This is a genomic window from Denitromonas halophila (assembly GCF_007625155.1).
GTDB lineage: Bacteria > Pseudomonadota > Gammaproteobacteria > Burkholderiales > Rhodocyclaceae > Nitrogeniibacter > Nitrogeniibacter halophilus.
Window position 1 is genome coordinate 350,400 of the sequence record NZ_VMNK01000015.1, and the last position, 13,250, is coordinate 363,649.

Below are 13,250 nucleotides of genomic sequence, written 5' to 3' on the forward strand. Positions count from 1 at the left end.
CTTCTGTTGAGCATTGCGCTCGTCGGGCTCAGTGGTACCGCCTATGGTGCGCTGCCGCTCACCATCGTCACACTTCAGCATCGTGGCGTTGACGAGGTGCTCCCCGCCTTGCGGCCTTTGCTGGCGCCCGAGGGTCAGCTCAGCGGCATCAACGACAAGCTGCTGATTCGCACCACGCCTGACAACCTGCGCGTATTGCGCGACGCGCTCGGCGCCATCGACACGCCGCCCGCCCGGCTGCGCATCGAGGTGCGAAGCGATCGCAGCGGTAGCGAGCAGCGGTTTGACGCTGGTGTCGGTGGCGAGATCCGCAACGGCGATATCGCCGTTCGACTTCCCGGTCAGGTGCCCAGGCGCGGGGCCCGCGTCGAGATCGGCGGCGTGCAGGTCGGTGTCAATGAATCGACCCGCAGCGTGCGCCGTGGCAGCACCCAGTTTGTCGAAACCCGCGACGGCGGCACGGCCAGCCTGTTTTTTGGCAGCTCGGTACCGCTGGCGTTTCGTCAGGTGTTTATTCAACCTGACGGCGCGCGGGTGGTGCGTGGTACCACCTACCGCGATGTGGGGCAGGGCGTGTCGGTGCGACCGACCGTTGTCGGACAGCGGGTGCGACTCGTGTTGAGCCCCGAGGCCAGCGCCTTGGCAAACGATGGACAGATTGAAGTCATGCGCCTCGAAACCGAAGTGGAAGGCCGGCTCGGTGAATGGATTGCCGTCGGCGGTGCCACCACGACCGGCGCTAGCACCGAATCGCGCGGGGTCGCCATCGGTAGCACATCAAGCGCCGATACCCAGACCGAAGCCGCGTTCTGGGTTCGGGTAACTTCTGCAGGAGCCTTGCGTGACTGAGGTCGATGCCGTTCAACGCGACGTTGAAGCCGCGTTCTCGCCCGAGGGCGCTTTGGCGCAAGTCGTGCCGGGCTTTGCCGCGCGGACGCAGCAAATCGAAATGGCGGTCAAGATCGGCCAGACCATCCGCGAGCAGGGCGTGCTGGTGGCCGAAGCGGGTACCGGCACGGGCAAGACCTTTGCCTATCTCGTGCCTGCGCTCATGTCCGGCGGCAAGGTGCTGGTGTCGACCGGCACCAAAACCTTGCAAGACCAGCTTTTCCGGCGCGATCTGCCCACGGTGCGCAAGGCGCTCAAGCTGCCGCTGCGCATCGCGCTGCTCAAGGGCCGCGCCAACTACGTCTGCCACTACCATCTGGCGCGCCATGCCAACGACGGGCGCTTCGCCACGCCGCAAGACGCTGCCAACCTGCGCAAGATCACCCGCTTCGCCGAGATGACCCGCACCGGCGACAAGTCAGAATGCCAGGATGTGCCCGAAGACAGCGCCGCCTGGATCTCCGCCACCTCGACGCGCGACAACTGCCTCGGTCAGGACTGCCCCAACGTCAAGGAATGCTTCGTGCTGCAGGCGCGGCGGGAGGCCATGGATGCCGACGTGGTGGTGGTCAACCACCACCTGTTCTTCGCCGACGTGATGCTGCGCGACGAGGGTATGGGCGAGCTGCTGCCGGCCTGCAACACGCTGGTGTTCGACGAAGCCCACCAGCTGCCCGAGACCGCCAGCCTGTTCTTCGGCGAATCGGTGAGCACCGCACAGGTCATCGATCTGGCGCGCGACATGCGCGCCGAGGCGCTGGCCGGTGCGTCCGATTGCCGTGTGCTGATCGAAGGCACCCGCACGCTCGAAAAGGCGGCTCGCGACTGGCGCTTGTCGGTCAGCGACGAGAACGCCCGCATCAGCCTGGAGCAACTCGCCCAGCACACCGGCTTTACGCCCGCGATCGAGATGCTGGACAAGACGTTGGCCGAGGTCGGTGCGATTCTCAAGACCCAGGCCGAGCGGTCGGAGGGCCTGGCCAACTGCCTGCGCCGGCTTGAAGAGATGGCCGAACGCCTCGACCACTGGCAGCATCCGCCCGAGCCCAAGGTGGTGCGCTGGGTCGAGGTCTTCACCCAATCGCTCGCGGTCAACAGCACGCCGCTCGAGATCGGCAACGTCTTCGCACGCCAGATGCAGCGCTACCCCAGCGCCTGGATCTTCACCTCGGCCACGCTTGCCGTTGGCACTGATTTTTCGCACTACAACCGCGACCTCGGCCTCAATTGGCTGGAGCCACCGGCGCACACGGCCGTCTGGGGCAGCCCGTTCAACTACCCGGAGCAGGCGGTGCTGTACGCGCCGGCCGGCATGCCCAACCCGAACGCGCCGGAGTACCCGGACGTGGTCGCCGACATCGCCTTCCCGTTGATTCGCGCCGCCCATGGCCGCACCTTTGTGTTGTGCACCTCGCTGCGGGCCATGCGCCGCATCCACGAACGCCTGGGCGACAAGCTCGAGCGCGCCGGTCTGAAGCTGCCCTTGCTGCTGCAAGGCGAGGGCTCGCGCAGCCAGTTGCTGGCGCGTTTTCGCGAACTCGGCAACGCGGTGTTGGTCGCCAGTCAGAGCTTCTGGGAAGGTGTCGATGTGCCCGGTGACGCGCTGTCGGTGGTGGTCATCGACAAGCTGCCCTTCGCGCCGCCCGACGACCCGGTGCTCGCTGCGCGCATCGAACATCTGCGCGAGGCCGGGGTCAATCCCTTCATGACCTACCAGCTCCCGCGCGCCGTCATCAACGTCAAGCAGGGCGCCGGCCGGTTGATCCGCACCGAGCAGGACCGCGGCGTGCTCGCCGTGTGCGACCCGCGCATGATCGACAAACCCTACGGCAAGCGCGTCTGGCGCAGCCTGCCGCCGATGCGGCGCACCCGGGTGCCCGAAGAGGTCGAGGCCTTTCTTGCCACGTTACCGCCGCCGCGCGGGGTCACCGCTGAGGTGTTGCTGAGCGAGGATACGGCCGACGACGTTACACTGACCGACTGAATCACCCCACAGGAGGGCGCATGAAGATCCTCGACGCCGTCAAACAACAACACGCCGCGCTCACCAATTTGCGCCGCGACATCCATGCTCACCCGGAACTGGCGTTTGATGAGCATCGCACCGCCGCGCTGGTGGCCGATCGCCTCGAAGCCGCCGGCATCGAAACGCATCGTGGCATCGGCCGCACCGGCGTGGTTGGCGTGATCCGCGCCGGTACCTCCAAGCGGGCCATCGGCCTGCGCGCCGACATGGATGCCCTACCAATGCAGGAGCGCAATACCTTTCCGCATCACTCAAAGCACCCCGGGCGCATGCATGCCTGCGGGCACGACGGACATACCGCGATGTTGCTTGGCGCGGCAGAACACCTCGCCAGACATCCTGACTTTGACGGCACGGTGGTGTTCATCTTCCAGCCGGCCGAAGAGGGCGACGGTGGTGGCCGCGAGATGGTCGAAGACGGTCTGTTCGAGCGCTTTCCGATGGATGCCGTGTTTGGTCTGCACAACTGGCCGGGCCTACCCGCCGGCAGCTTTGCCGTGCACGCCGGCCCGGTGATGGCCTCGGCGGATCGCTTCGACATCGAGGTGCTCGGCCACGGCGCGCATGCCGCCATGCCGCATCTGGGCGTGGACCCGGTGGTGGCCGGCTCGGCGCTGGTGCAGGCCTTGCAGACCATTGTCACCCGCACGCTTGATCCGCTCGATCCGGCCGTGCTGTCGGTGACCCAGTTCCATGCCGGCGAAGCCTACAACGTGATTCCTGACCGGGCGCGCATCACTGGCACCGTGCGGGCGTTCTCCACCGAAGTGCAGTCGCAGATCGAAGCGGCGATGCAGCGCATTTGCCAGGGCATCGGCGCCGCCTACAACGTGAACGTGCGTTTCAACTACATCCGTGGCTATCCCGCCACTATCAACACGCCCGCCGAGGCTGCGCTGTGCGCCGAGGTGGCTGGTGCGCTGGTGGGTGAGGGCGCGGTGCGCACCGATCTCAAGCCCAGTATGGGCGCCGAAGATTTTGCTTACTTTCTGCATGAAAAACCGGGCTGCTATGTCTGGCTGGGCAATGGCCCCGGCGAGGGCGGCTGCACCTTGCACAACCCCAATTACGACTTTAACGACGCCGTGATCCCGACCGGCGTGAGCTACTGGGTGGGCCTGGTCGACCGGCTGCTCACCGCGTGATGTCGGCATGAATATTCTTCGTCTTGCCCTGCGCATGTTGCTGCGCGATCTGCGCGCGGGCGAGCTGCATCTGCTCGCCCTGGCCTTGATTGTGGCCGTCGCCAGTCTGAGCAGCGTCGGTTTTCTCACGGACCGCGTCGGGCGCAGTCTCGACCGCGAGGCCAACCAGCTGCTCGGTGGCGACTTGTTGCTCAGTGCCGATCACGACTGGCCCGACCCCTTCCGCGAACTGGCGCGCAGCGAGGGGCTGCAGACCGCCGACACCTATGTGTTCTCCAGCATGGTTGGCACCGACGCCGCGGTGCAGCTGGCGGCGGTGAAGGCCGTCGGCGATGGCTATCCGCTGCGTGGAAGCGTTCGCATCGCGCCCGCGCGCAATGCGCCAGATGCGGTGGTGGCTGACATCCCCCCGCAAGGCGAGATCTGGCCCGATGAGCGGGTGATCGCGGCGCTTGGCGTGTCGGTGGGCGATACCGTTCAGCTCGGTTTGCTACGCATGAAGATTGGCGGTGTGCTCACCTTTGAATCCGATCGCGGCGCCAATTTCTTCAGCATGTTGCCGCGGGTCATGGTCAACGCCGCCGATTTGCCCGCCACCGGCCTGATCCAGCTCGGCTCGCGCGTGTCTTACCGATTGCATGTGGCCGGTGAGACGGCTGCCGTGGCGCAGTACCGTGAGCGCGCGACGGCCATTCTGGCGCGCGGGCAGCGCATCGAGTCCATCGACAATGCCCGCCCTGAAGTGCGTGTAGCGCTGGAGCGGGCTGAGCGCTTTCTGCGCCTCGCCGCGAGCTTGTCGGTGGTATTGGCGGCCGTTGCTATCGGCCTGAGCGCCCGGCGCTTCATGGCACGCCATCTCGATGGCTGCGCCGTGCTGCGTTGCCTCGGCGCCCGGCAGGCGCAGCTGATCCAGTTGTTCTTGCTTGAGTTCGTTGTCTTCGGCCTGGTGTCGTCGGTCATCGGGGTGGCGCTGGGTTGGGCTTTCCAGGCCTTGCTGGCCGAGGGGCTCGGTGAGGTCTTGCGCGTGGCTTTGCCTGCGCCATCCTTCCTCCCCGTGATGCATGGTCTCGTGGTTGGCCTGGCCTTGTTGCTCGGTTTTGTGCTGCCGCATCTGATCGGGCTGGCGCGGGTGCCGAGTCTGCGCGTCATGCGCCGTGAACTGGGGGAGGGCGTCGGTCCGGCGCGCGCCGCGTGGGCCAGCGGCCTTGCCGTGCTGGTCGCGATCATTTTGTGGGTGGCCAATGATTTCGCGCTGGGTGCCTGGATTTCAGCCGGCTTTCTGGCGGCGCTCGGTGGCTTTGCCGCCTTGAGCGGGGTCGGTTTTGCGTTGCTGGCGCGCTTTGCGCTGGCGGTCGGCGGTGGGTGGCGGCAGGGGTTGCTGGCACTCAGGCGGCGTATGGGCAGCCAGGTGATCCAGGCCACGGCGGTGGGCCTCGGGTTGATGGCGCTCTTGTTGCTCACGCTGGTGCGTGCCGATTTGCTGTCGGCCTGGCGAGACACTGTGCCGCCCGACGCACCGAATCGCTTCGTGATCAATCTTCAACCCGATCAGCAACAGGATTTCCTCGCTTTTTTTCGCGAGGCCGGCCAGCCCGAGCCCGACTTGATGCCGATGATTCGCGGCCGACTGATGGCGATCAACGGGCAGGCGGTGTCACCGGAAGGCTATGCGGATGATCGGGCTCGACGGCTGGCGGAGCGGGAGTTCAACCTCTCGTATTCCACTGCGCTGCCGGTAGGGAATGTGCTCGATGAAGGGCGCTGGCATGGCACCGCTGGCCCTGCCTTTTCGGTCGAAGCCGGCGTGGCCAAATCGCTGGGTGTGTCGGTGGGGGACTCGGTGACTTTCGACGTGGCCGGTCAGCAAGTGACGGCGCCGGTCACCAGCCAGCGCAGCCTGCGCTGGGACTCCATGCGGGTGAACTTCTTCTTCCTCGCCTCGCCGGGTGTGCTCGATCAGTTCCCGGCCAGTCTGATCACCAGTTTCTATTTGCCGCGCGAGGCCCAGGAGTTCTCTTTGGCATTGATCCGCGCTTTCCCGAATATCTCGGTGATCGATGTGGGCGCGGTGATGGGACAGGTCGAGGCGATGATCGACAAATTGATCACCATCGTTGAGTTGGTATTCGGCTTCGCGGTGATTGCCGGCGTGGTGGTGCTGTTTGCCGCGCTGCAGTCGACGCGTGACGAGCGAGCACGCGAGTTCGCCGTCATGCGCACGCTCGGCGCACGGGCGCGGCAACTCAAGCAGAGCCTGTTGGTTGAGTTTGCCGCCATGGGCGCCGCGGCCGGGGCGCTGGCGGGTATAGGCGCCAGCCTGGTGGGCTGGCTGCTGGCCGTGCGGGTATTCGACATGCCCTACGCACCCGCGCCGGGGCCGGTGCTGATCGGTGCGCTCCTCGGCGCGCTGGGGGTCATGCTGGTCGGCTGGTTGGGGGCTGGCCGGCTTTTGAGTCACTCGCCCCTGCAGCTTTTGCGCGAGGCAGTTTGAGCCCATGCCACTGCTATACTCGCCCTCTTTTTTCCGGTGGATAGCGCAGTGACCGAGCAACAGATTCAGTACGCATTGATCGCCGCCCTGTTGGTATTGCTGGTGGCGGTGCTGGTGTTGATCCTGCGGGTGCGTCGTCTTGAATCCGAGCTGCCCGGGCAGCTCGTAGGTGCCGTGCACGATGCGCTGGAATCGCAACACCGCGAGATGCTCGGTGATCTGCATGGCGGCCTTGGACGCCAGGCCGATCGTTTGACCGAAGTCAGCGAGATGCAGGGCGAGCGCCTGCGTGCCCGGGTGGATGGCGAGCTTCGCCTGACGCGCGATGCCATGCACGGCCTGCAATCACTCATGCAGACGCAGCTGGCCGATCAGCGCAGCGAAATGCAGCTTCGGTTAAGCGACCTGAACAGTGGCCTGCAAGCGGCCAATGCCCGTCTGCGTAGTGAAATGATCGAGCAGACACTGGCGCGCCTCGGCGAACATGCACGCGCTGATCGCGAGTTGCTGCAAAACGGTTTACGCAGCGCCTCTGAGCAGATGGCCAAGGGCAGCGAGGCCTTGAATCGGACGGTGAATGAGCGTCTGGAGGCGATCACTGGCCAGGTGCATCAGCGCCTCGATGAAGGTTTCAAGAAGACCAACGAAACCTTTACCAATGTGATGGCGCGCCTGGCGACCATCGACGAAGCGCAGAAGAAAATCGATGGTCTGACGACCAACGTGGTGAGCCTGCAGGAGTTGCTTGGCGACAAGCGCGCCCGCGGCGCCTTCGGCGAAGTACAACTTGAAGCGCTGGTGCGTAACTCACTCCCGCCGGATGGTTTCGAGTTTCAGGCCACGCTGTCGGGCAATGTGCGGGTCGATTGCTTGCTGACACTTCCCGAGCCCACGGGCCGGGTCGCGGTCGATTCCAAGTTCCCGCTGGAGAACTATCACCGGATGTTCGAGATCGGTGTGGGGGAGTCTGATCGACGCGCGGCACAAAGCGCCTTCCGTCTCGATGTGAAGCGCCATGTGGATGCCATTGCCAGCAAGTACATCATTCCGGGTGAAACCTCGGATGGTGCGGTGATGTTTGTGCCGGCCGAGGCGGTGTTTGCCGAAATCCACGCCTACCACCCGGAAGTGGTGGCGTATGCGCAAGAGCGGCGAGTGTGGATTGTGTCGCCCACCACCTTGATGGCAGTGCTCAATACCGCGCGTGCGGTGCTCAAGGATGTTGAAACCCGCAAACAGATTCATGTGATCAAGGACGCGCTGTCCAAGCTGGCCAAGGACTTTCACCGCTTCGACGATCGCATGCAGGCGCTGGCCCGGCATATCGAGCAGGCCGGCAAGGACGTCAAGGACGTTCAGGTCAGCTCACGCAAGATCACTGCGCATTTCCAGAAGATCGAATCGGCCCAGTTGGACGAGTTGCCCGAGGATCTCGGTGAAGGCGCCGACGACGCGGAAGGCAATTGATCGCGACCACGCCGGGTCGATCTGCCATGCGGGCGGTGTTCGTCATCCTGCTCACCCTGAGCCTGTCCGCCTGCGATGAGGTCTATTGGCATGTGAAAACCGGCGACGTCGGATGGGCATTGAAAAACGCGTTGCGCGACAAGAAAAGCACACGTATCGAACTGGCGATGCTCACCACATTTCAGTGGGATGAGTTTTTCCTGTTTGGACCCTATCAACCAACGGATGGCGTTTGCAAGCGCCTGGGCCTGATGTCAGCGGCATGCAAATCCGTGATCACCGCCGAGTCAGTGGATGACTCGGAGATGCTGATGGTTTTTCGCTATCAAGGCAAAGTGGTGCATGCCGAAATGCACAATCGTTGGCACGGTGACTTCACTCCAGTATCAGAAAAACCGTTTACACCACAAACTGCCATTTTTTCGGTGACGATTGAGGGGAAGGGTGCTGGTGGTGGAGACTGGCTGAAACTGCGTGCTGTTCGCGACATAACGTCGGCGCAGTAGGCACTGAGCGACGAAGCTCCACCGTGGCCTCAAGCTTGAACTGTCAAAGCGCCCGCAGTGGCGTTAGCGTGGGGGCCTTTAGCCACCAATGTAGGACATCTCGATGCGCTTGAGTTCGTGCGTGTTCTCAGTGCGGATTTCCGAATAGCGATCGCTGCGCGCCTGCCAGGTGCGGTGGATGATGGCGGCCAGTTCTTCGTCGCTGGCGCCGCCGCGTAGCGGGGCGCGCAACTCGTGCCCTTCGTTGGCAAACAGGCAGGTGTAGAGCTTGCCTTCGGTCGACAGGCGAATGCGCGTACAGGTGCTGCAAAAGGCTTGTGTGACTGAGGAAATGACGCCGACTTCACCGTCGCCATCGAGGTAACGCCAGCGTTCGGCGACTTCCCCGGTGTAGTTCGGTTGCGAGGATTCGAGCGGAAAGACGGCGTGGATGCGGTCGATCACTTCACGGGACGGCACCACGTCATCCAGTCGCCAGCCGTTAGAGGCGCCGACATCCATGAATTCGATGAAGCGCAGGATGTGGCCCGAGCCCTTGAAGTGGCGCGCCATGTCGATGATCTGGTGTTCGTTGACGCCGCGCTTGACCACCATGTTCACCTTGACCGGGCTCAGCCCGGCTTCGTGCGCGGCTTCGATGCCGGCGAGCACGTCGGCGACGGGAAAGTCGGCGTCGTTGATTTTCTTGAAGATGGCGTCGTCCAGCGCGTCGAGGCTCACCGTGACCCGGCGCAGGCCGGCATCGGCCAGCTTTTGCGCCATGCGCGGCAGTAACACGCCGTTGGTGGTGAGGGTGACCTCGACCTCAGGGAGGGCGGCCAGCGCCTTGATCAACTGATCGACGTTTCGGCGCAGCAGGGGCTCGCCGCCGGTGATGCGGATTTTGCGCACGCCGTTGGCGACAAAGATGCGAGCAATGCGGACGATCTCTTCGAAGTTCAGGAGTTCGGAGCGCGCGAGGAATGTGTAGTCTTTGCCAAAGACCGCGCGAGGCATGCAATACACACAGCGGAAATTGCAGCGGTCGGTGACCGAGATGCGCAGGTCGCGCACCGGGCGACCGCGTTGATCGGTGAGTTTGAATGGCTCGGCAGTGTCGATCGAGGGGGCGACCATCGGACTCATCAGTTTTGAGAATATCTGCCGATGTTATAGCAGACAGTGCCGAAAGGGTCTTGTTCGGGGGCAAATGCGCTGCGTATTTTCCGAAAACTGGAAGCGCAGCTGAGTAGCAGATCGTGTCGATCTGATACGCTTGCCGACGGAATAGAAAAAGGGGCTGTCGCTAGGCGACAACCCCTTGTATTCTTGGCTCCCCGACCTGGGCTCGAACCAGGGACACACGGATTAACAGTCCGTTGCTCTACCAACTGAGCTATCGGGGAACTGGAGAAGCGCGAATTATAGGAATGCCCAAAACCGCTGTCAACGTCTTTTACGATTTTTGTGCCAAAATGCCATCCGATTAAGGTGCCTGAGGGCCTCTGCCGCAACCAGCCATGAACTTTGAAGATACAGTTTACGTCAAGACGGAACTTGGAGATGCACGAGCGAAGCAGCCCCGTTCGATCAGTTCGCATGAGCTGCGCGCGACGCTGCTGTTGATCGATGGGCGTATTACCGTCCGCGAGATGAAGCGACGCTTTGGCTCATCGCTGGCGATTGATCCGGCGGTGAGTGAATTGCTGCGTGAGGGTCTGATTCGGGCCAAATCGACCGCCACTGACGCGCCCGCGGCCACGCTTACAGCAGAGCAGGATCCTGACGACGAAGCCGCCGAATCCTTGCTTGTCGTCGTTGAAGCGCCGCCCGAGGCTCCAGAGGTAGAAGTCATCGATGTGGCGGAGGTTGAAACGGACGACGTTGCCGCCGGCGCTGGCGCGCAAAGCGTCAAAGACGAGCGCATAGAGCCCGAGGGAGAGATTCCCGCGCACGACGAACCGCTTGACCCCAACGGCGCGCAAGAGCCGATGGTGGGTGAGTCCGAACGCGACAAACCGATCACAGACGAGCCGCCGCCTGCCTTGGTGGTGAGTCCGCGTTTAGGCGATAGCACCCGGGGGGGCATGATTGCGTTGGGTTTCTTCGTCGAGCGGCTGTGGCGGGGTTTGTTGCCGATCGCTGCGTTCCTTTTGATTGGTGCGCTGGTCGTTGCTGCTTTCTTGTTGCCTGAACGCTATCGGGCCGACGTCGAATCGGCCATGAGTACCCAGCTGGGCACTTCGGTGCGTTTTGGCGGCTTGCGGGCGTCCTTTGCGGGCGGCGGTTCCTTGCAACTGAGTGATGTGCGGGTCGAGGCGATTCCGTCGTTGCGCGCGTCTGAGGTCTATCTGATCCCGGATTGGCCGGCCTCGCTGCGTGCGGTGGATTGGCGCGTCACGGTGAAGATCACCGAGTTGCGGGGTACGCCTTCGGCCTTCGCCCGGGTTTTGGCGATGCCCGCACGTTCGTCGGCGGTGGTTGAGACGCTGTTTGAGCGCTTGAGCGTGACCGCTGGGGGAGAGCAGTGGGCGCTGCTGTCGGGCAGCGTTACGCACGACCAGAACGGCGCGACTGCGACGCTGCGTGATGCCTTGGGCGGTTTGTCGGTGACGGCGACTGGAGACGGCGATGCCTTGCGCGTCGACGCGGTGGCAGTAAACCAGGTGTTGCCCGTGTTTTCACAGATTCCGTTCAATACGATGCAAGTCGTTGGCCGGCTCAGTGATGAGGGCTTTGATGTGGGCAGTTTTGGTGCGAGCGCGCTCGATGGCAAGCTGTCCGGCTCGGCCAAGCTGGTTTGGGAAGACAATACGCGGATGACAGCGGAGGTCGCGCTTAGCCAGATCAACGCAGAAGGTTTGCTGAAGCGCTTGGGTAGCAGCGTTCGTTTGAGCGGATCCGTGTCGGGTGCCTTTACGTTGGGGGGTGTTGCCGCGCATCCATCGGAGATCCGTTATGCGTCGAGTGTGAATGGGCGTTTTGATATCGCCAACGGCGCGCTGGGCGGTATCGATCTGGGGGCGGCGATGCGTGAGCGCGGGAGTGGAAAAATTCAGGGCGGAGAGACCCGCTTCGAGACCATGTCCGGGACGCTGACGCGCAAGGCGGAGTCGCTGGAAGTTCAGGTGTCCCGTCTGGAGGCCGGCGCGCTCGAGGCGAGCGGCACATTCAAGATCGGGGCGCTAGAGTCGCTGTCTGGCGTGCTGACGACGGTGGTTGGCCGGGGCGATCGGCGCGTTCGTTTGCCTGTGGATATTGGTGGTTCGCTTGCCGCACCGACGCTGGAAGCGCGTTTGCCGCCGCCGGTCGTTGAGGCCCCGCCTGCGCCAGCCGTCGGCGTCGATGCGTTCGAAGCAAGCTTGGGCCAGGAAACGCCCGGCGGGTCTTTGGAGGTGCCGGTCGTGCCAGGGAGTTTGCGCTGAAAGTTGTGAGTCGTAATAAAAACGGCGCCTGTGGGGGCGCCGTTTTTGTTGGTTCTTGCGATAGCGTCAGTTTGCGATGACCGATGCAATTGCCTTGGCGACGGCATCGATATTCCTGCTGTTGAGCGCTGCCAGGCAGATGCGACCGGTCGACACGGCGTAGATGCCATGCGCGTCTTTCATCTGTTCGACCTGTGCGGCGGTCAGGCCGGTGAAGGAGAACATGCCGCGCTGCTGGATGACGAAGGAGAAGTCCCGCGTGACGCCAGCGGCAGCAATACGCTCGACCAGTTGGGTTCGCATCAGTCGGATGCGGTCGCGCATGCCGGCCAGTTCGTCCTCCCATTGTGCACGCAGGTTCGGGTCGGACAGTACGGTGGCAACCACGATGCCACCATGCGTCGGCGGGTTGGAGTAGTTGGTGCGGATGACGCGCTTGACCTGCGACAGCACACGGGCCGACGTCTCGCGATCGGCGGTGACCACGGTCAGTGCGCCAACGCGCTCGCCATACAGCGAGAACGACTTGGAGAAGGAGCTCGAAACGAAGAACTCCAGCCCCGAATCGGCAAACAGGCGCAGCGGCGCGGCGTCTGCTTCGATGCCGTCGGCAAAACCCTGGTAGGCCATGTCGACGAAGGCGACCAGGTTGCGCGAGCGGATGACATCAATCACTTGCTGCCACTGCGCGAGCGTCAGATCGGCGCCGGTGGGGTTGTGGCAGCAGGCGTGCAGGACGATGATCGAGCCGGCCGCGTAGCTATTGAGCGCCTCGAGCATCGCGCTGAAGTTGACGCCGCGGGTGCTGGCGTCATAGTACGGGTAGGTGCCGACCTCGAAGCCGGCGGCTTCGAACAGGGCGCGGTGGTTTTCCCAACTCGGATCGCTGATGTAAACCTTGGCTTTCGGATCCAGGCGGTTCAGGAAGTCGGCGCCGACTCTCAGGGCGCCAGTGCCGCCCAGCGCTTCGATGGTGACGGCACGGCCGGCGTCGACCAAGGCCGAATTGGCGCCAAACAGCAGGGTCTGAACGGCCTTGTTGTAGGCGACGGCGCCTTCGATGGGCTGATAGCCGCGCGGCGGTGCCAGTTTCTGACGCTGCTCTTCGGCGATCTTGACCGCCGCCAGGAGCGGAATCTTGCCGTTGTCGTCGTAATACACGCCAACGCCGAGGTTAACTTTTTCGGCACGGGTGTCCGCCTGGAAGGCTTCGTTAAGGCCGAGGATCGGATCGCGCGGTGCCATTTCTACCGCAGCAAAGATCGACGAGGTCATGTTCGCTCCATCTGTGGGTGGCGCTTGGCCACCCTGGGTGAGTTGCGC

Annotated in this window: 9 protein-coding genes and 1 tRNA gene; 7 read left to right on the top strand and 3 right to left on the bottom strand. The window is 63.6% G+C overall.

Translation table 11 applies throughout. From position 1 onward, the window contains the following. Positions 1-6 precede the first annotated feature (6 nt). Genes FHP91_RS16000 through FHP91_RS16025 form a run of 6 tightly spaced genes read left to right on the top strand, consistent with a single transcriptional unit; the run spans position 7 to position 8,523 of the window. On the top strand, positions 7-849 hold the full coding sequence (locus tag FHP91_RS16000; protein WP_186301586.1) for a hypothetical protein: 843 nt from the start codon (positions 7-9) through the stop codon (positions 847-849). Then, positions 842-2,872: an ATP-dependent DNA helicase gene (locus FHP91_RS16005; protein ID WP_246116336.1), complete on the top strand. Its 2,031-nt coding sequence runs from the start codon at positions 842-844 to the stop codon at positions 2,870-2,872. The genes FHP91_RS16000 and FHP91_RS16005 overlap by 8 nt, the downstream gene beginning before the upstream one ends. A gap of 20 nt (positions 2,873-2,892) precedes the next feature. Continuing rightward, a complete protein-coding gene (locus FHP91_RS16010; protein WP_144310531.1) occupies positions 2,893-4,059 on the top strand; it encodes a M20 aminoacylase family protein in 1,167 nt (388 codons plus the stop codon). A 7-nt stretch (positions 4,060-4,066) separates the two neighbouring features. Next, on the top strand, positions 4,067-6,550 hold the full coding sequence (locus FHP91_RS16015) for an ABC transporter permease (protein ID WP_144310532.1): 2,484 nt from the start codon (positions 4,067-4,069) through the stop codon (positions 6,548-6,550). Positions 6,551-6,598: 48 nt separating this feature from the next. Continuing rightward, positions 6,599-8,017, top strand: coding sequence for a DNA recombination protein RmuC (locus FHP91_RS16020; protein WP_449240248.1), 1,419 nt, complete (start codon positions 6,599-6,601; stop codon positions 8,015-8,017). Next, positions 8,014-8,523: a hypothetical protein gene (locus FHP91_RS16025; protein ID WP_144310533.1), complete on the top strand. Its 510-nt coding sequence runs from the start codon at positions 8,014-8,016 to the stop codon at positions 8,521-8,523. The genes FHP91_RS16020 and FHP91_RS16025 overlap by 4 nt, the downstream gene beginning before the upstream one ends. A 78-nt stretch (positions 8,524-8,601) precedes the next feature. On the opposite strand, the gene moaA is transcribed toward FHP91_RS16025, so the two are convergent. Both moaA and FHP91_RS16035 read right to left on the bottom strand, forming a co-directional pair. Next, complete coding sequence (gene moaA / locus FHP91_RS16030) at positions 8,602-9,648, bottom strand: GTP 3',8-cyclase MoaA (RefSeq protein WP_144310534.1); 1,047 nt, start codon at positions 9,646-9,648, stop codon at positions 8,602-8,604. Positions 9,649-9,832: 184 nt separating this feature from the next. Beyond that, positions 9,833-9,908 (bottom strand) — tRNA-Asn (locus tag FHP91_RS16035). A 114-nt stretch (positions 9,909-10,022) separates the two neighbouring features. Here FHP91_RS16035 and FHP91_RS16040 point away from each other — a divergent pair. Continuing rightward, positions 10,023-11,927, top strand: a complete 1,905-nt coding sequence (locus FHP91_RS16040; protein ID WP_144310535.1) for an AsmA-like C-terminal region-containing protein — start codon at positions 10,023-10,025, stop codon at positions 11,925-11,927. A gap of 66 nt (positions 11,928-11,993) precedes the next feature. Here FHP91_RS16040 and FHP91_RS16045 read toward each other — a convergent pair whose 3' ends face one another. Next, positions 11,994-13,202 carry an amino acid aminotransferase gene (locus tag FHP91_RS16045; RefSeq protein WP_144310536.1) on the bottom strand — a complete coding sequence of 403 codons (1,209 nt, stop codon included), beginning with the start codon at positions 13,200-13,202 and terminating at the stop codon, positions 11,994-11,996. Between the last annotated feature and the right edge of the window lie 48 nt (positions 13,203-13,250).